At 63.2% G+C, this 18,514-nt stretch carries 18 protein-coding genes; 8 read left to right on the forward strand and 10 right to left on the reverse strand.

The window, feature by feature from the left end:
- Positions 1 to 42: 42 nt before the first annotated feature.
- Positions 43 to 513 carry a grhN gene (locus tag GFS60_RS14640; protein ID WP_236603466.1) on the forward strand — a complete coding sequence of 157 codons (471 nt, stop codon included), beginning with the start codon at positions 43 to 45 and terminating at the stop codon, positions 511 to 513.
- 11 nt (positions 514 to 524) lie between these two features.
- Positions 525 to 1,328: an MBL fold metallo-hydrolase gene (locus GFS60_RS14645; protein ID WP_159922249.1), complete on the forward strand. Its 804-nt coding sequence runs from the start codon at positions 525 to 527 to the stop codon at positions 1,326 to 1,328.
- A 131-nt stretch (positions 1,329 to 1,459) separates the two neighbouring features.
- Here GFS60_RS14645 and GFS60_RS14650 read toward each other — a convergent pair whose 3' ends face one another.
- From GFS60_RS14650 to GFS60_RS14675, 6 genes are all read right to left on the reverse strand, one after another.
- Positions 1,460 to 2,326 carry an SMP-30/gluconolactonase/LRE family protein gene (locus GFS60_RS14650; protein WP_159922251.1) on the reverse strand — a complete coding sequence of 289 codons (867 nt, stop codon included), beginning with the start codon at positions 2,324 to 2,326 and terminating at the stop codon, positions 1,460 to 1,462.
- Positions 2,327 to 2,593: 267 nt separating this feature from the next.
- Entirely contained in the window at positions 2,594 to 4,225 is a 1,632-nt protein-coding gene (locus tag GFS60_RS14655) for a flavin-containing monooxygenase (RefSeq protein ID WP_109329781.1), read from the reverse strand.
- Positions 4,226 to 4,271: 46 nt separating this feature from the next.
- Positions 4,272 to 5,888 (reverse strand): AMP-binding protein, encoded by a 1,617-nt coding sequence (locus GFS60_RS14660; RefSeq protein WP_159922253.1) that lies wholly within the window; start codon positions 5,886 to 5,888, stop codon positions 4,272 to 4,274.
- Positions 5,885 to 6,958, reverse strand: coding sequence for an acyl-CoA dehydrogenase family protein (locus tag GFS60_RS14665; protein ID WP_236603467.1), 1,074 nt, complete (start codon positions 6,956 to 6,958; stop codon positions 5,885 to 5,887). The genes GFS60_RS14660 and GFS60_RS14665 overlap by 4 nt, the downstream gene beginning before the upstream one ends.
- Before the next feature lie 2 nt (positions 6,959 to 6,960).
- Positions 6,961 to 8,127 carry an acyl-CoA dehydrogenase family protein gene (locus tag GFS60_RS14670; protein ID WP_159927188.1) on the reverse strand — a complete coding sequence of 389 codons (1,167 nt, stop codon included), beginning with the start codon at positions 8,125 to 8,127 and terminating at the stop codon, positions 6,961 to 6,963.
- Between the two features lie 19 nt (positions 8,128 to 8,146).
- Positions 8,147 to 8,920, reverse strand: coding sequence for an enoyl-CoA hydratase-related protein (locus tag GFS60_RS14675; protein ID WP_159922257.1), 774 nt, complete (start codon positions 8,918 to 8,920; stop codon positions 8,147 to 8,149).
- A gap of 635 nt (positions 8,921 to 9,555) precedes the next feature.
- On the opposite strand from GFS60_RS14675, the gene GFS60_RS14680 reads away from it, so the two are divergent.
- The 5 genes from GFS60_RS14680 (at position 9,556) to GFS60_RS14700 (ending at position 14,009) form a co-directional block, all read left to right on the forward strand.
- Positions 9,556 to 10,782, forward strand: coding sequence for a TetR/AcrR family transcriptional regulator (locus tag GFS60_RS14680; RefSeq protein WP_268962615.1), 1,227 nt, complete (start codon positions 9,556 to 9,558; stop codon positions 10,780 to 10,782).
- 338 nt (positions 10,783 to 11,120) lie between these two features.
- On the forward strand, positions 11,121 to 11,525 hold the full coding sequence (locus GFS60_RS14685) for a hypothetical protein (RefSeq protein ID WP_159922261.1): 405 nt from the start codon (positions 11,121 to 11,123) through the stop codon (positions 11,523 to 11,525).
- A 244-nt stretch (positions 11,526 to 11,769) separates the two neighbouring features.
- The gene (locus GFS60_RS14690) at positions 11,770 to 12,261 is read left to right on the forward strand and encodes an SRPBCC family protein (RefSeq protein WP_159922263.1); all 492 of its coding nucleotides are present in this window, start codon (positions 11,770 to 11,772) and stop codon (positions 12,259 to 12,261) included.
- A 712-nt stretch (positions 12,262 to 12,973) separates the two neighbouring features.
- Positions 12,974 to 13,519, forward strand: coding sequence for a pentapeptide repeat-containing protein (locus tag GFS60_RS39120; RefSeq protein WP_236603470.1), 546 nt, complete (start codon positions 12,974 to 12,976; stop codon positions 13,517 to 13,519).
- Between the two features lie 52 nt (positions 13,520 to 13,571).
- Entirely contained in the window at positions 13,572 to 14,009 is a 438-nt protein-coding gene (locus tag GFS60_RS14700; RefSeq protein WP_159922267.1) for a hypothetical protein, read from the forward strand.
- A gap of 46 nt (positions 14,010 to 14,055) precedes the next feature.
- Here GFS60_RS14700 and GFS60_RS14705 read toward each other — a convergent pair whose 3' ends face one another.
- On the reverse strand, positions 14,056 to 14,631 hold the full coding sequence (locus tag GFS60_RS14705; RefSeq protein ID WP_159922269.1) for a CGNR zinc finger domain-containing protein: 576 nt from the start codon (positions 14,629 to 14,631) through the stop codon (positions 14,056 to 14,058).
- A gap of 80 nt (positions 14,632 to 14,711) precedes the next feature.
- On the opposite strand from GFS60_RS14705, the gene GFS60_RS14710 reads away from it, so the two are divergent.
- On the forward strand, positions 14,712 to 15,884 hold the full coding sequence (locus tag GFS60_RS14710; RefSeq protein ID WP_159922271.1) for an epoxide hydrolase family protein: 1,173 nt from the start codon (positions 14,712 to 14,714) through the stop codon (positions 15,882 to 15,884).
- A gap of 67 nt (positions 15,885 to 15,951) precedes the next feature.
- Here GFS60_RS14710 and GFS60_RS14715 read toward each other — a convergent pair whose 3' ends face one another.
- The 3 genes from GFS60_RS14715 to GFS60_RS14725 form a co-directional block, all read right to left on the reverse strand.
- Positions 15,952 to 16,992 (reverse strand): NAD(P)-dependent alcohol dehydrogenase, encoded by a 1,041-nt coding sequence (locus GFS60_RS14715; protein ID WP_159922273.1) that lies wholly within the window; start codon positions 16,990 to 16,992, stop codon positions 15,952 to 15,954.
- Between the two features lie 108 nt (positions 16,993 to 17,100).
- Positions 17,101 to 17,562: a MerR family transcriptional regulator gene (locus GFS60_RS14720; protein ID WP_159922275.1), complete on the reverse strand. Its 462-nt coding sequence runs from the start codon at positions 17,560 to 17,562 to the stop codon at positions 17,101 to 17,103.
- A gap of 200 nt (positions 17,563 to 17,762) precedes the next feature.
- Positions 17,763 to 18,458, reverse strand: coding sequence for a FadR/GntR family transcriptional regulator (locus GFS60_RS14725; protein ID WP_159922278.1), 696 nt, complete (start codon positions 18,456 to 18,458; stop codon positions 17,763 to 17,765).
- Between the last annotated feature and the right edge of the window lie 56 nt (positions 18,459 to 18,514).

Consider the following 18,514-nt stretch of genomic DNA (forward strand, 5'->3'; position numbering starts at 1 on the left):
GTGGAATGGTGCCCCCTCCGCGTCGGGCCTAGCGTCGGTGACATGTCCAAAACCGATACCACGAATGTGCGGCTGAGCCCGCCGCCGCCCCAATTGATGCGGCTGGTCAATCCGTTGGTCCGGCGGGTCCTCACGACCCGGTCACTGGGGCGGCGCATCTGGCGCCAAGGACTGATCGAGTTCACCGGCCGTCGTACCGGGCGTACCCTGCGGGTGCCGGTATGCCTGCACGACGTCGACGGTCAGACGCTCGTCTTCACCGAGCGTCCGTGGCGGCGCAACTTCGCCGGCGGTGCACCCGTGACGGTCACCCACCGGGGCCGTGTCCGCCGGGGGCGGGCCCTGCTACTCGAGGCCACCCCCGCCGAGGCAGGCGCCGCATTCCGGGCAGCTCTCGACGACGGGGCCACCCCGTTCGAACTCGGGCTGAAGGTTCCGCGAGGATACGAGCCGACCGAAGCCGAACTGGCGGCGATCGCCAGGTCACTGATCCGCGTCGACTACGATGACTGAGGAGAGTTCTTATGCGTATCAACAGAATCCGACGTGACATTACTGCTCTGAGCGACGAATTGGAAGTACCGGGGATCGGACACCTGCCGGTGAACGCGTACGTTCTGCACGCCGCCGAACCCGTCGTCGTCGACACCGGACTGAGTCTGCCCGGACGCGGGTTCATGGACGCCCTGGGATCGGTGCTCGACGCCGCGGACGTCGAGTGGATCTGGCTGACGCATCCGGACCGCGATCACACCGGCGCGCTGTTCGACCTGCTCGACGCGGCGCCGCGCGCCCGCCTGATCACGACCTTCGCGGGCGTAGGCATCATGTCGTGCGCACGGCCCGTGCCGATGGACCGGGTCTATCTGCTTAATCCGGGTCAATCCCTCGACGTCGGCGATCGGACGCTGACGGCGTTGCGGCCGCCGCTGTTCGACAATCCCAGCACCGTCGGCTTCTACGACGACCGCAGCGAGGCCTACTTCTCCTCGGATTGCTTCGGGGCGCCGATGGAGACCGCCGAACTCGCCACCGCCGATGACATCGGCTACTGCACGCCGACCACGGTGCGCGCTGCCCAGCACCTGTGGGCCACCGTCGACAGCCCCTGGGTTCACACGGTGGACCAGGACAAATTCCTGGCCACCGTGTCAACCCTGAGCGATCTCGAACCCCGGCGACTCCTCAGCACTCACCTGCCCCCGGCGGACGGGCGCACCGCGGAGTATCTCGACATGCTCGCCACCGCGCCACAGGCTGATGCCTTCGTCGGACCCGACCAGGCCGCACTCGAACAAATGTTGGCCGGATTCGAACCCGCTCGCTGAGAGTCCTCCGGGCTTGTTCGCGACCGACGCCGGCAAGCAGGAACAGGTGAAGCGGTTTCCACCACGATGTGCTCGGCCAGGTCGCGCACCGAAATCTGTGACGGTGTGGGCAGACGCCTGTCACCTCACGTTCAGATGGACGCCGGAACTCCGGTGCGCCCGACCCGCGCGACGGCCACATGAGCGGTCGAGCGTCCTTCGTGAAACTCTTCGAGCGTCGTTGTATTGCAGCAGAGGTAGAGGGTGTCGAGGTTCTCTCCGCCGAATGCGCACGCCACTGCCCACGTGTCGGTGACCTCGACCTTATCGGTGATCTGGCCGCCTTCGACGACCCGATAGAAGCCACTGTCGGCACCGAGGGTCAACGCGTTCCCGAACCAGAGGCCTCCGTCACTATCCAGGGCGATGCCATCGGGATGAAACGACTCGTCGAGCTGAGCCCATACTCGGTGGTTGGTCAGACCGCCATCTTCCGCCATGTCGAACGCGCTGATGCGGTGCGGGAAGGTTTCCGCGACCAGCAGGGTGCCATCGGGGGTACGTGCACAGCCGTTGGGGAAGATCAGATCTCCAGGAACCTGCGAGACGCTGCCGTCGGCACGGATGTGGACGAGGTGTGTCGGCTTCGGATCCTCTTCGCCGAGCGCGAATCCGAAATTGCCGGCATAGGCGTCGCCCGCCGGTGCAACGTACAGGTCGTTGCCGGTCCCTCCAGCCAGTGCGCTGAAGTCGGCATACTGCTCGAGCTTGCCGCCGGCGGTGATGCGATACACCGACCGCTCGTTCTGCGAGACGACAAGAGGTGTCCCGTCGGGAAGGAAACCGAGTCCGGACGGTCGTCCGGGCACTTTGGTTATCGGCGTTGCGGCGCCGTCCTCAGCGAAGGTGAGCACCTGTTCGCTGAAGAAGTCGCTGGCCCAGAGTTTTCCGTCATGCCAGCGAGGTGCCTCGAGAAACTGATGCCCGGTCGAGAATACTGTGGGTTGGTAGGTAGCCATCGCGTGAACTCCTAAGTCCGTGCGGGTTGAGGTACTGGGTGATTTTCACTCGGCTGTCAGGAATTGGGTCCCGTGCCAAGGATTCACACTTGGGCACGATTGTGGACTGGATCGGCTCCTTGTGGAGAGGGTGGTCGACGAAAGTTCGAAATCCTCTTCGGGAATCGTCGATTCCACTGGTCTAGATGGACGGCTCAAAGGTGAATGTCACGACAGGTATGAGCGTGTTTACCCTCGGTTCAGATCGGGGTGGTTGGTCAGGTGAGATCAGACAAGTTCGAATTGCTCCTGATATCCACCGGCAGCGGCCTTCTCGAGGATTTCGAGGTATACCGAAAGACCGCCGGGATACATGAGCATTTCGACGGTTTTGCCGGGTACGTTTGCGCCCATGTACCATGACTTGGCCAGCGGGAACAGGGTGGCCGAGGTGAGATCTGCGATATGCGCACCCCAATATTGCTGGGCTTCCGGCTTGGCCTCGATACGGGTATAGCCGTTGTTCCGCATGTGCTCGACGATTTGGATCAGATGTTCGCCTTCAAGTTCGGCGCATGTCGGACCATTGCAGAATGCGTTCGGGCTCTGGGGCCCGTAGACGTACAGAAGATTCGGGAAGCCTACTGTCGCCTTGCCCAGTGCTGTCCGGCTGCCGCCGCGGAACACCTCCTCGAAGGTCTCATTGCTGGTGCCGCGAATATCGATGGCAGTCAAACCTCCGGTGACCGAGTCGAAGCCGGTGGCCAGCACGATGACATCGACTTCGTGTCGGGTTCCGTCCGCGGTGACGATGGCGTCACTGGTGACCTCCCGGATCGGATTGGCAGAGGAATCGACGAGCTCGACATCGTCACGGCACAGGCTCTCGAAGTAGTTCTGCTCCAGGGAGACACGCTTGACGCCCCACGGATGGATCGGCTCGGTCGGTGCAAGCAGTTCCACCAGCTCCGGCCTGGTGATACGTTGACGTGTCTTGTCCCGCCAGAACGCGTACAGGATGTCGTTGTCGTCCTTGTCGAACAGGACATTCAGGAAGCCACCCAGCCAGGGCTGCAGTCCACCGTTGGTCCAGAGTTCCTCGAGTATTTCGTTGCGACGTTCCTCGCTCAGATCCTGGAGGTTCTCTTTGAGGAAGTCATAATCGAAACCGGCCCAGGTGTTCTTGCGGTTGGCGAATCGCTCCGGGTAGGTCTTCTTCATTTCGGCATTGTCCGCCTCAGTGAGCGCTCGCTGATTCATCGGAAGCGCGGTGTTGGGGGTGCGCTGGAACACTGTCAGATGATCTGCGACCTTCGAGGCCTCCTGGATTACCTGGATGCCGCTGGCTCCGGTGCCGATGACGGCGACCCGCTTGCCCGCAAGGTCGTAGCCCTCCAGTGGCCAGCGTGCTGTGTGGAAGTAGTCGCCCCCGAACTTCTCGAGGCCAGGGAGCTTGGGGAAGAGGGGCTTGGAGCCGGCACCGAGACACATGATCACGAACCGCGCCTGGGTGGTGAATTCCTCACCGGTGCGCTCGTTGCGGGAGACCAAGGTCCACTTATGGGTTTCTTCATCGAACCGGCCTGCCAGGACACGGGTCTCGTAGCGGACGTCTTTGCTCAGGTCGAGCTTCTCGTCGACGTATTCGAAGTAGCGAACCAGCTCGTCACGACCGGGGTACATCTCGCTCCAGTTCCAGTCGCGCCAGAGCTCTTCGCGCGAGAACTGGTAGACCGGCGCCCAGGTATCGACGCGTGCACCTGGATAGGAATTCCAATGCCAGACGCCGCCGAGTCCGGTGCCGGCCTCGTAGATCTTGACGTTGTAGCCGAGGGTGCGCAGCCGGTCGAGCTGGTAGACGCCGGAGAAGCCGCCGCCGATGACGAGGACGTCGAGTTCCTCGAGGAGTGTGGTGTTCACGGGAGTTTCCTTTCGGAAGGGGTACGAGGGAGATGGGGGAGTGCGATCAGACGGCCTTGTCGGAGGTCAGAGTGTCTCGGATTCGGTCACGCAGGACGAACTTTTGGATCTTGCCTGTCGCCGTCCGCGGTAGTTGTTCGACGACTTCGAGCCGCTCGGGCAGCTTCTGGGTAGCCATCCGATGTTCGCGCAGGAACGACGTGAGCTCGTCCAGGGCAGGTGGATGCGCCTGGTCGCTCGGTACCACATAGGCGCAGATGCGTTCGACCATGATCGGGTCGGGCATGCCGATCACCGCGATATCGGCAATACCGGGATATTCGAAGAGCAGGTCTTCGATCTCCTTGGCGGAAATGTTCTCCCCGCCCCGGACGATGATGTCCTTACGCCGGCCGGTGATCTGGATGTAACCGTCCTCGTCGATCACCGCCAGATCACCGGTCCGAAACCAGCCATCCGAGGTGAAGGCATCCGAATTGAGTGTCGAATCGAGGTATCCGGTGAACAGGTCAGGGCCGCGAACCTGCAGGTCGCCGACCGCGCCCGGGGGGACCGGAGTGTCGTGCTCATCGACAGTCCTCGCTTCTGCGGACCCGATGGGACGCCCGTCGGTGGCGGCGCGCTTGTCCAGCGGATCGCTCGCGTTTCCGCCGGACAGAGTCGGGAATTCGGTCGATCCATAGATGCGGGTCGCGGTGCAGCCCAGCTGCTCCTCGGCCTGCCGGATCAGTTCGGGAGGTACGTCGGCGCCACCGCAACCAAAAACCCGCAGGGTGATGTCGTACTCGGCGCGATCCGGGTGGTGTACCAGCCCGTGCAAGAAGGGTGTGGCACCGACGACGAACGTGCAGCGTCGGCGTTGCAGCAACTCCAGGCCGGCGCCGGGGTCCCAGATATCTTGGAACACGACATGGCTGCCGAGCATGAACGGCAACTGCAGTCCGTACAGAATGCCGGTGATGTGACCGACCGGTGAGGGCATGTACACGATGTCCTCGCCGGTCAGATCGAAGAGTTCGATGATGCTCCGGTTCTCGTAATCCAGGCTTTCGTGGGTGTGCAGAGCACCCTTCGGATCGGAGGTGGTTCCGGATGTGTACAGAAGCAATGCGATATCGATGCTGGCGTGCTCGACTGGATTGTCGAGTGGAGTTGCGCCCGAGAGGATTTGGTCGAACTCGTTGTCGGAACCGCGAACGGTGATCACATGCTCGAGGTCGGGGAGCGTGGGCGCCAGCTCGTCGAACATCCCGCGGTGGTCGAAGGTTCGGAACATGCCGGGCACAAACGCGATACGCGCTCGCGATTGCTTCAGAATGAACTGCACTTCGCGATGTCGATAGATCGGGATGATCGGGGTGGAGACCGCGCCGATCCGCAGCGCACCGTGATGTACGACGATCGCTTCGAGCCAGTTCGGCAACTGCCAGACCACCGAGTCGCCCGGCCGGATCCCACGCTCGAGTAGCACGCCGGCCAACCGACGGATCATGGCGTCGAGTTCGGCATAACTGACCTGACGATCGCCATCGACCACAGCCAGCCGATCAGGGTGATGGTGTGCACACTCGGCCAAAGCAGAATCGATCGTGCTGCGGCTCCACTCGCCGCTGGTGAGGTAGCGGTCGCGGCGCGCGGAATCGGTGTGAGTTGCGGTGATCATCGGTCGACTCCGTCGGTCAGGCGCCGCGAACCGATGAGTGCGTGGAGTTCGTGCTCGTCCCCATACCAGGTCCGCAGGGCGAGGACGCGGCGGTAGTACCAGTGTAGGTCGTATTCGGTGGTGAAGCCGATCCCGCCATGCAACTGCAAGGCGTCCTCGACCACCTGTCGTCCGGCGCCGGCGGCATAGGCCTTGGCCGTCCACGTTGCCATCTCGATGTCGAAATCAACGTCAGCAGAGGCAATATCGGAAACCGTTGCCTCGCAGAGCGCCTCCATCGAGATGGTCGCCTGCGCCATCGACGCCGCAATGTGTTTCACGGCTTGGAACGATCCGACGGGCTTGCCGAATTGCCGACGTTGCGCGACGTACTCGACGGTTTTCTCGAGCATACGGCGGGCGATACCACTGATTTCGCAGGCGGTGAGAAGCCGGAACCATGCCCGGATTTGTCGTAGGAGTGTGGCCGCTTCGATTCCGGTGGCGAGGATCTCGGCGTCGGCGACAGTTCGCGATGCGATCTCCAGGCGCACGTAATGCGATGTGGGATCAGAACTGCTGATCGGCGTGAGCGTCAGCGCCGGGTCACTGCCCGGTAGGAGCAGCAGCGCCGGTCCGTCCGGGCCGTCGACTGCCAGTACCAGCGAATCGGCCTCGGCGCCAAAGCGTACGAGTTCGATCGTTCCCTGGATCTGCCCCGATTCCATGTGCACGTAACCGATCGAGGAGGCCCAGTCGAGGGTGACGGCAGGGTCGGCGAAGGCGACGAGCGAACCTTCGGGAATGTCGAGGTACGCCGGCAGGATCAGTTGCTCGACCAGGGGGCCGGGTACGAGCCGATCACCGACCAAGGCGATCAGACCGGCGACCGCGGTCAGGTCGATGCCTAGACCACCGCGGTTTTCGGGGCGGGTCAGCTCGAACCAGCCGAGGTCGTCGAGTTCGGCGATCAGATCCGGGTCCCAGCCGCCGCCGCTGAGCAGGGCATGACGGTAGTCGGATGTGACACGGCGGTCGAAGAATTCGCGGATAGGGGTGACGAGGTCCACGTCAGGTGCGGTGAGACTCATCATCAGCTCCTGGGTAGGCCGAGCAGCCGCTCGGCAACGATGTTGCGTTGGATCTGGGATGTACCGCCGTAGATCGATGCGGCACGCGAGAAGTAGTGATCGTGAATCAACTGTGCGGCGTTCAGGCCGAGAGGTTGTGATTCGGTGTCGAGGCGGAACGGTCCGAGAAGATCGGCGAGGGCGCGACCGACCACCTGCTCTGCGTCGTTGAGGACGAGCTTGTCGATCGAGTCGAGGGGATGTGGTCCCTCTTCGTCGATCAGGCGTTGCACAGTTCGGCGGATCTGGGCGTCCAACACCCGTAGCGCCACGTGTGACTCTCCGATGGCGGTGCTGATCCGACGATTGGTCGCCGATTCCGGGGAGGTGCCTCGTAGTCCGTCGATCGTCTTCTCGACACCCCAGCCGATCTCCACCTGTCGGCGCATTGCATAGTTGCCTCGTTCCTGAGACAGGGTGTCGAGGGCAATTCGCCAGCCGTCGTTTTCTTTGCCGACCAGGTTGCCGACCGGGACTTCGACGTTGTCGAAGAAGACTTCGCAGAATTCGGCATCGCCTGTCATCTGGACGAGTGGACGGACGGTGATTCCGGGGGAACTCATGTCGACGATGAGGTAGGAGATGCCGGCGTGCTTGGGATCGGCGTCGGGGTCGGTGCGGCACAGCAGTGCGCACCAATTGGCCTGATTACCCCAACTGGTCCAGACCTTCTGTCCGTTGACGACGTACTTGTCCCCGTGGCGAAGAGCGCGGGTCCGCAGTGATGCGAGGTCGGAGCCGGCGGAAGGTTCGGAGAACCCCTGACACCAGATGTCTTCACCGGCGAGCAGCGGTGGCAGAAAACGGGAGCGCTGCTCGGGCGAACCGTACCGGTGGATCGAGGGGCCGACCACATCGAGGCCGATCAACCCGATCGGGGCGGGTGCATGAGCGCGCGCCAGCTCCTCGGAAAAGACTTGCTGGTGGCGCGCGGTGAGGCCACGTCCGCCGGCTTCCCGTGACCATCCCAGCCCCATCCAGCCGGCATCGAATAGTGTGCGCTGCCATCGACGAAGGACGTTGAACCGTTCTTCCAGCTCCAACGGCACGGTGGGGATCTCTGCTTCGGCGAGCCACCTCCGAGCCTGGCGCCGCAGATCGGCGATCTCGGTGATCTGCTCGACCGGCACAGGTGAAACAGCATTCATCTCATGCTCCCGTGTAGGCCGGTGCGCGATGCTCGAAGAATGCTGCTACGGCCTCTTTGGCGTCTGAGTAAGCGGACAACTCGCCGGAAAGACCCTGCTCGAACTCGTAGCCGCCCTTGAGGTCCTGGTATTCGATCGCATTGAGGCTGCGCTTGGCGAACCGCAACGTGACCGGGGAGTGCCGAACCATTTTGGCCGCCACGTCGTAGGCTACATCGAGTAGCTGATCGGGATCGACGACTTTCAAGACGCCGCCCTGCTGGGCGAGTTCCTCGGCAGACAGCGATTCGCCGGTGAGGTGCAGGTAGCGGACCAACTGCTGCGGTACCAGGCGTGAGGCATGTTTGGCGCCGCCCATCACACCGACGTTGACCTCGGGAAGCGTGAAGGTGGCGCCCTTGGCTGCGACGACCAGATCACACGACGCTGCGAGGGCCAGTCCGGTGCCCACGGCCACTCCGTGGACAGCCGCGATCACCGGCAACGGGCAATCGTAGATCGACCAGAACGCTTCACGGACCGCAAGCATGCGCTCACCGGCGTTTTCCGGCGTCATCGTCTGGAATTCGGTGAGATCGTTGCCGCCGCAGAAGTGCTTGCCGGCGCCGGTCAAGACGATCGCCCGAGCCTCGGGGAGGTACTCCTCCGTGTGGGTGAAGAACCACTTGATCTCTGCGTACATCTCCCGGGTGACCGCGTTGACCGGTGGGCGGGTAAGCCAGACCGTGCCTATCTTCTGATCGGTCTGGCATTGCAGAAATTGCAGATCCTTCATCAAAGTTCCTTTGTTCGAACGGGTGTAAGCAGAAGCTGTGACCGGCCGGGTGCGGATGGTCACCTCCATGAGGCGGCATGTCCCTGATCCCTAGTGGTTTGCTTCACAACCTGATGTGCTTCTACTCACATTAGTAGGCTCCTCTCCGTAGATATGTCAATAGCTCGTATCTGAAGATGTGGAACTGATCGGGTCCAGGAAGTCCAGAGGATGCATCATTGAACTTTCGTGCATTCGCGAACGTATGACCTGGTAGGGGCCCGTATACGCCGAGTAGGGAGGGCTGGCTCCCCGCGAGTGAACCGCGGCAGCGCGAGGTGTGCCTCGCTGCGTGTTAAGCCGAGAATGTCATGCGAACGTATCTTCTGTTGAATCGAGCAGGTAGCATCGAATCAAGGAAGTTTGTCCATGGCTCTTATCGTAAAATGAGCGTACAGTACGGACTGCGGCCGTAGTGGAGACCTCACCTACGCTCGGGCGCAGTGCGCCTGCGCCGCCCCGCGTGGGAAGGAGGCATTGCGTCCGATCGGCTCTCGAACGGCGGCAGTGCGGGATACTGCGGTGGACCGTCCGCCGCATCCCATAGGGGCGTCGAGGAGGAAAAGGGTGTCGTGACCGCATCGCAAATTGTGAAGGTGTCCACCGCCTCGCGCCGGCGACCCCGTGACCGGCGTGCGCAGATACTCCACAACGCCAGTGAATTGTTCACGAAATACGGGTTTCACGCCGTGCGGATGGAAGACATCGCTGAGGCAACCGACGTCACCGCACGGGCGATCTACCGGCACTTCGCCAACAAGCAGGATCTACTGTCGCAGGTGGTCCTCGAAGACCAGGACCGACTGCTCATGGCAGCCCAATCCGCCGAGAGCTCCGAATCCGGCGGCTGCAGCTTGGAGCAGTTGTTGACGTTGATGGTTGAGGCATCACTGGAGAGCCTTCGACTCGGCCCCCTATGGCAGCGAGAAGCACGGCACCTCACCGCCGATGACTTCGAGCGAGTGCGCAAGGGTACTCGTCGCGTCGGAGGCGCGGTGCGAAGGGCCATTGAAAAGGCCGATCCCTCCAAGAGCAGATTCGGTGCCGACGTACGCGCGTGGATGGCAGTGAGCATCATCACCAGCCCAGGGCACTACGACCGTTCGCTGTCACAGCGTCGCCTGTCCCCACTGCTGGTGTCTGCTGCGTTGGCAGCCATCAATACCCCCGAATGCGGTTCAGCGTCGCCCGATTCCGGCGATGCGCCAGCGGCGGAGGCTCCAGTCGCACATGAACGGCCAGGTACTTCACGTCGCGAACAGATCATCGCAGCAGCGGCGCGCGCGTTCCGGGAGCGCGGTTTCGGTGGAGTCAGCCTCGACGAGTTCGGCATCGCAGGCCCTGCCGTCTACAGGTACTTCGACAGCAAGGCAGACATCCTCTCCGCCTTGATCATTCGAGTACAGGAATGGATGGCCCTGGAAAGCTCCAGGGCGATGCATCACAGCGCCTCGGATGAACAGGTCATCGAAGGCCTCGTGAGAGGTTATGTGCGTATCGCAACCGAAGCAACGGATCTGCTCGCCGTTTCGGTTACCGAAGCCCTCAACCTCCCCGCCAGTGCTGCCGAGCGTAATCGGCGAGTCCGCCAGGACGACCTCGCCGAATGGGTCAAATGGCTACGAATCTCGCGTTCAGAAGTCACCGAGGCCGACGCACTCGCGCTGGTGAATGCGGTTCGCACGGCACTCAACGATCTTGTCCGTATTCCGCACCTCTCACGACACGCCGAGTTCCCCGAAGAGCTTGTTGCGTGCTCGCTGAATGCTCTTCTGAATACCCCGATGCCATCGGCACGATCGGGTCGGCGGCGTGATGAATAACCATGGTTGGCTAGAGAGCGGTGCCCGAGAGTCTGCACCAGGGCCCCGAAAACGACTCAGGCCGTTGGCGAGCTGAGTAGCGGCATACTGTGCCGACATGGATTGCGAGCCGAGTCGGTCGAAGGCGAACCACGGGCACCGACGTGGGCGAGTGCCGCTCCGAGGTCAGTGTGTCCAGCGGCTCGTCCGTGGTAAGGCCTTTGCCGCACACGTGCTCCGCGGCACCGAGTTCGAAGCCTCCCCGCGAAGACCGCCACTCGCCCCCACGCCAGTTGTTCGATCGGCCCGGAACCGGGCTTGTCGGGGACTGACAGCCCGTAACCGGCTAACCTGCGCAGATGAGGTTCTTGGTCGGCTGCTCCTACGTCAGTGTGTTGTGTGCCTTACTGATCGGAGTGTGGGTGCTTCCCCAGCTGTTGACGAAGGGATATATCGATGTAGGCGGTTCCCCGGCCTTCGAGCCGTTGTTCATCTATCCAGGGGTGGTCGGGTTTGTCGTCTGCATCATGGCCGCTGCGACTTCGTTGGTCCTGATTGGACGCCGCAGACTTACCTCGGTCGGTCAACGCCTGATCGCGGCTGGCCAGGTGTTCACAGTCACGTTGTTCGCCGCATGCATTGCGTCGTTGTGGCTGCCATCGGCGACTGGATGGGAACTACTCGCACTGCCCGGAGCATTGCTGATCGGTCAGACCGCGGTGGGGGCCGGCTTGGTGTTTTCGAGATCGCTGAGGGGCACCTGATGAACGGGATGCTGTGAGCGCTTGCTTGCCGCGACTGGGCACGCACTTCGTGGTGGATAATCGCCTCGGCGAGCCGCACGTCGACGGGTGCGGCGCAGCCGCAACACGCCCTTGCCCTCCGCAGATAGGGCGATCCCGCCGTGACCACCGCAACCGGGAGATCGTTGGACGTGCCATGACCTCACGGTATGAAGCGAGGGTGCTAGCGTCGGCTTCCTTACTCGGGAACCAGGAGCGCTCCGCCATGAAGTACACCGTCTCGATCGAGATCGCCCTGCCTCTGGAGACAGTGGTACAGCTGCTCGCCGACTCGGCACACCTGCCGAAGTGGCTGCGGGGTCTGGTGCTGCACGAGCCGCTGAGTGGGGTGCACGGGCAGGTCGGTACCAGATCGCGAGTCGTGATGCAGATGGGGAAGCACAAGTTCGAGGGCACCGAGACCATCACGCGTCGGGAACCGGCAGACCTGCGCGGGATCCCGAAAGGGAGCGTCGTTCACTTCGACCGCGAGATCGTCGGCGAGGGCATGTGGAGTGCCGTGCGCGACCGGCTGACCGAAGCGGGTCCGGAGATCACGCTCTGGGTGAGCGAGAGCGAATACCGGTTCGACGGCTTGCTGATGCGCCTGGTGGGGCTCCTGATGCCCGGCTCCTTCCGCAAGCAGTCGCTACAGCACATGCAGGACTTCAAGGCGTTCGCCGAGCAGGGAAAGGACGTCCGCGAAGCGAAGGACTGATCTACGAGCAGCTCTCCCGAAGAGTAGGAGCAGCCGGACGTGACCTCATGAGGCACCGCAAGGGGTCCGCTTTCGGAAACCGCTCGGAAGCTCGAGGTTCCGATTCGGGCGATCGGGCTGGGCGAGCGCGGTGGGGACGAGTTGCGGGTCGCCGCGGCCGAGCTGGTACTTTGTGTGCAGTGCTTACCATAAGTCGTCTGTGACCCAGACCCTTAGCGTTGATTGTGTGCCGCGCCTTCGTGCGGTGGTGATTCCGTGTGCCTCGAGAGGGAACCCGTTGGCGGGTTCCCTCCTCCTGTCCTGCATTGGAATCGCCACTTGGAGCTCACTTGATCATTTCATCGACAACCATGTCCATGCCGCGTCGGCGGCGCCCGTTCGTCCTCCGCCGTGCTGAGCTGGAGATTCTGCGATGACCGCCGGTCCTGCGCCTCAGCGCCGTCAGGATCTGCGCGCCGACTGCGGAAGCTGTTTCGCCTTGTGCTGCACTGCGTTCGGATTCTCGCGATCGGTCGATTTCGCCGAGGACAAGCCAGCCGGCACACCATGCCGGCACCTCGGTTCGGAGTTCTCCTGCACTGTCCACGCGGGACTCCGCTCACGGGGGTTCCGCGGCTGTACAGTTTTCGACTGTTTCGGCGCCGGCCAGGCCGTATCCCAGCGATTGTTCTCAGGGATCAGCTGGCGGGAGCGTCCGGATTTGCAGCAACGCATGTTTGCCGCCTTCAAGGTCATGAAGCAACTGCACGAGATGCTGTGGTACCTGCTCGAGGCGCAGGCGCGTACCTATGACCCGGACGCTGCACATGAAGCTCGCGAACTCGCCTCAGTCATCACCGCACTGACTCGTGGCGGACTGCCCGAGCTACTCACGGTCGATATGGATGCTCTGCATTCCGATGTCAGAGCAGTCCTCGTCGACACCAGTGAGGAAGTTCGAGCTTCCTACTTCGCCGAAAATGAACACCTGGACAAGGGCCTCGCTTCCGGGGCGGACCTTGTCGGCAAGAACCTGCGCGCACGCAGATTGTGCGGCGCGGACCTACGCGGAGCCTGCCTGATTGCCGCAGACCTGAGGGAAAGCGACCTCACCGCGGTTGATCTGCTCGGAGCGGATCTTCGTGATGCCAGGTTGGAGGGCGCCGATCTGTCGGCCGCGTTGTACGTCACCCAACCTCAAATCAACGCCGCCCGAGGTAGCGGCGAAACGCGTTTGCCTACCGGTATTTCTGCTCCCGCACACTGGCACAGTCAGTAGCCGGTCGGCCGACTACATCGTTCCGTCACAGACTATTCCGCCGGATAGAGGGATGTCGACCGTCGGCGTGCTTGCTACGGACACCGGGCACTTGACCGATCTGGCCGCCGGTGTGGCTCACGGCATGGCCATCCCTCTATCCGGCCTGTTCGACGCAACGAAGCTCGGCGGCCTTCGGCAAACCCTCGCGACGCGGTGTTCGACGAGCTTCCTGCACCGTGATGCACTCACACATCTGTCGACACGGATTCGGAGCACGCGGGGCGCACTGCAGAACCGTGATCGGTGCGAGCTACCGGTGGACGATCGTGGCACCGAGACGAAGACTGCCGGTGAGAAACTCGGCGACTCGGTCGGTATCGGTGGGCGTGCAGCTCACCAGTATCTTCACTTCTACGTCGCGTTTCATCGCGTCAACGGTGAGCGCGACTGCGGTGATGCCGGTGGTCGAGTCCGTACCACGGAAATTATCGCTGTCCATGTCCACTAGATGTGTCGCAGACGTGGGGCCCATCTGGATGCGCCGAGGGTGACGGTTACTTTGCTGAGTGGAAGTTCTTGCGCTGGTTGGCATTGAAGCGCGCTTTCTTCTGACGATTCCCGCACGTGTTCATGTCACACCATTTGCGGGTGCGACTTTGGCTAGTGTCGAAGAAGGCGGCTTGGCAGGTTGGCGATGCGCACAAGGCCAATTTTCCGTCTCGTTCGCCTGCGATGATGCTGATGGCGTCGGCGGCGATCACGCCTAGGGCATCTTCTACGCAGGAAGCCGAGATAAGTCGCCATCGCCGATTGCCTTCGGGCGTCAGGATAGCCGCGGCTCGGCCCTGAATGCTGCAGTCATTGATGACTTGGACAGCAGGCGCAGGGAGAGGGTCGTGGATTGCGGCCGCTGTTGCTGCGGCGTGAATTGATTCCCTCAATGTGCGAGCGAGTTCGAGCTGGGCGGGGGTGCAGGCGTCCACGGCGAGGCCGTTCGCGGCCAACCAGTCGATGAGGCGGTGCGGCGTGGGAATGCGCTCGACAGCGTTGCCATGACGCTCCGACAGAGTCCCGGTGAAGCTTGTCGCCAGCACATTACCGAGGCGAAAGTCAGGAAATCCAGCACGCATGGAACCACCTTAGCTGGTTGCGTGCTGACCTGAGGGCGTGCTAGAACCGTCTTAGCCGGTTCCACTGATCGGGAGGTCTCATGCCCCGTCCAACGAGCGACGTGCAAGCATTCGAAGCCCACGCAACTGACGCTGAACTCGACGATCTGCGCTCGCGATTAGCCGCGGCGCGGCTACCAGAGACTGAGACGGTCTACCGCGCTGCGCCCGACCCTCGCCGATGGGAACAGGGCGTACCTCTCGCCGACCTCGTCGATGTCGTGGATTACTGGCGCACCGGGTATAACTGGCGGTCGTTCGAAGCGCGCCTTAACGGGATCGGCCAGTTCCGCGCGAGCATTGATGATCTGGGGATCCACTTCCTGCACCGCCGATCTGCGCGCGCGGATGCCACGCCTTTGATCTTGACGCACGGCTGGCCAGGCAGCATTGCCGAGTTCATTGATGTTGTAGACGAGCTGGCAGATCCGAAGAATCCTGGCGCGCCGGCGTTCCACGTCGTGGTCCCGTCGTTACCAGGATTCGGTTACAGCGACAAACCGGCCACCACCGGGTGGGGAACCGAAAAGATCGCGGCCGCATGGGTGGAGCTGATGGGAAGGCTCGGCTACGGCAGGTTCGTAGCCCACGGGGGCGACTGGGGAGGTGTGATCACGACCGTCCTCGGCGGCAGGTTCCCCGCGCACGTTCTAGGCATCCACACGACGACCGCGCAGGCACCGCCCGGGTTGACAACGGACGGGCTGACGGCGGACGAGCGCACATGGACCGAGGAAACCCGCGATTTCTGGCGCCACCACGCGGCCTACGCGAAGCAGCAGGCGACCCGACCGCAGACCATCGGGTACTCGCTCGTCGACTCACCAGTCGGACTTCTTGCCTGGATCCTTGACAAATTCGCGGAGTGGACAGACACCGAAGACAGCCCGTTCGAGACGATTTCGAGAGACAGTGTTCTTGACGACGTCACCCTGTATTGGCTGACACGGACCGGCGCATCGTCGGCCCGCATTTACTACGAAAGCCACAACTCGCTCGACCCCGAACTTCGGGTCGACGTCCCGTCAGCAATCAGTATGTATCCCCGCGACATCGAGAAGTGTCCGCGCCCTTGGGCGCAGGAGCGGTACCGACAGATCGTCCGATGGAGGTCGCCCGAAACCGGGGGACATTTTCCGTCGCTGGAGGTTCCCGCGTATTTCGTCAAGGATCTACAAGAAGGCCTCGCGGCAGTGCTGGCCGCTAATCGGTGAGGCGGCCGGTTGCCGGTGTGTGATGTGCGGGTGAACGCCCGCCTCGTCCGGCGGGCGTTCACGTTGGTCAGTTCAGGGTGGCGGTGTCGATGACGAACCGGTATCGGACGTCTGAGGCGAGGACCCGCTCGTAAGCCTCGTTGATCTGGTCGGCGGGGATCACTTCGATGTCGGATCCGATGCCGTGCTCGGCGCAGAAGTCGAGCATCTCCTGGGTCAGGGCGATGCCGCCGATCATCGACCCGGCGAAGTTGCGACGGCCGCCGATCAGCGACATCACGTTCAGGCTGAGCGGCTCGGCGGGGGCACCGACATTGACCAGGGAACCGTCGACGGCGAGGAGTCCGAGGTAGGCGTTGAGGTCGATGGCGGCGCTGACCGTGTTGACGATGAGGTCGAACCGACCGGCGAGCTGCTCGAAGGTGCTGGGGTCGGAGGTGGCGTAGTACGCGTCGGCGCCGAGGCGGAGTCCGTCCTCCTGCTTCTTCAGCGACTGGGACAGCACGGTGACCTCGGCGCCGAGGGCGTGGGCGATTTTGACGGCCATGTGCCCGAGCCCGCCGAGGCCGACGATGGCAACTTTCTTGCCGGGACCGGCACCCCAGCGGCGCAGCGGGGCGTAGGTGGTGATTCCGGCGCACAGCAGGGGAGCCGCGGCAGCCGGGTCCAAGCTTTCCGGGACGGACAGGACATAGTCGGCATTAACGACGACGTGGGTGGAGTAACCGCCCTGGGTGGTGGTGCCGTCACGGTCTACGCCGGCGTAGGTGGGGACCATGCCGTCGGTGCAGTACTGCTCGTCGCCGCCCTGGCAGTTGATGCACCGGCCGCAGGAGTTGACCATGCAGCCGACGCCCACACGGTCACCGATTTTGTGGCGTGTGACGTCGGCGCCGACCTCGGCGACGGTGCCGACGATTTCGTGGCCGGGCACGACCGGGAAGGGTTGCGGACCCCAGTCGCCGTTGACGGTGTGGATGTCGGAGTGACAGATGCCGGCGTACTGAATCTCGATGAGGACGTCGTGGGAGCCGACGTCGCGGCGCTCGATGGTCGTGGGAACCAGCGGCTGGCCCGCGGCGGGAGCGGCGTACGCGTGGACGCGCATGGCAAATCTTCCTTCTTCTCTGGGGTCACTTCGGTAGTGAGTAGGGCAGGGTCGCGTGACCGGTGACGCATCCGTCTACGGGCGAGCACCGGGCGTGCGGGGTGTGGACTATCGCTTCTTGGTGTTCTTGAGGTCGTCAGCCAATGCACTCGCCTCGGCCGCGAGGAGCGTGGCACGGGCTTCGTCGCCCGCGTCGATCGCGCGCCAGTAGTCGATCTTCAGGTCGACGTAACGTTGGCGGAGTGCCATCTGCCGGGCCTCGACTGCAAGTTGCTGCCGGCGTTGGGTCAGCAATTCGATCTGCGCGGGTGCGGCCCCGGCCCCGAGTTGTGCGTTGGCGACGTACTCTTTCATGTCGCTGACCGACATCCCGGTTGCCGCCAGGCACGCGATTGCCAACAGCTGTCCCAAGTCGTTCTCGTCGTAGACCCTGTGTCTACTGCTCTCCCCACGGCTGATCGGCGCGATCACGCCGACCGACTCGTAGTAACGCAGCGTGCTGGCCGGAAGTCCGGTCAGTGCGGCCGCGTCCTTGATCGTGTAGTCGCGTGGGGTGGTTCGTGCACTCACGACATAAACGCTAAGAACTTCAAGTACTTGAAGTCAAAGGTTGAGTGGGTCACACCCGCGGACGTGGACGGACGATCGGCGCTTGCACACACTATGGGGCACCTTGCGGGTACAGCGCTGGCCGAGTGCGCCGTGATGCGGGTCGAGCGGGGAACGGACCCTGACCCACCGGCAGTCGGTCGGCGGCAAGGAGGCCCCGGTTACCCGCTCTCGCGCAGCAGCGCAACGTCGGACACCATCCGGATGTGATCGGCCATCGCACGGGAAGCGCCTGCGGAATCCTGGTCGCGAATCGCCGCCGCAATGCGCCGGTGCCCCTCGAGGGAGGCTCGTGGGCGTTCGGCCTGGGACAGGGATTCGATCCGAGTCTCCCGGATCAGTCCGGAAATTTCGCGCATCAGCTTGGCCAGTAATGACGAGTGTGCGGCGACGGTGATGGCCTCGTGGAACTGCTCGTCACCGAGATCGCCACGATCGCCGGCGGCGATCTCGGATTCCATCGTCGCGAGTGCGTCGTCGATCGCCGCCATCTCCGCGTCGGTTCGCCGCTCGGCGGCAAGCCCGGCGAGCTTGACCTCGAGTGCCTCGCGGGCCTCGATCACCTCGGGAAGGCGGTCGGCGTGTTCGCGTAGCGCCTTGACCGCTCGTTCCTCGATGGGCCGGCGGACGAGCACGGCGCCGTCTCCGTGCCGGACCGACACCACACCCTGCACCTCGAGGGCGACCAGCGCCTGGCTCAGGGAGGCGCGGCTCACGCCCAGCTGGGCTGCGAGTTCGCGCTCCGCCGGGAGTCGGTCACCCGGCGTCATCTCGTGGTCGGCGATATGGGCACAGAGCTGCTCGACGATTACCTCGTACAGCCGCGGTCGCGCTACCGGACGCAGTTGCTCAGCCACTGGGCCACCCACTCTCCATTCCACTGAACCTACTCCACGGTATCTCGGAAAGTCGT

This window comes from Rhodococcus sp. WAY2 (genome assembly GCF_009859915.1).
Taxonomy (GTDB): Bacteria; Actinomycetota; Actinomycetes; order Mycobacteriales; family Mycobacteriaceae; genus Rhodococcus_F; species Rhodococcus_F oxybenzonivorans.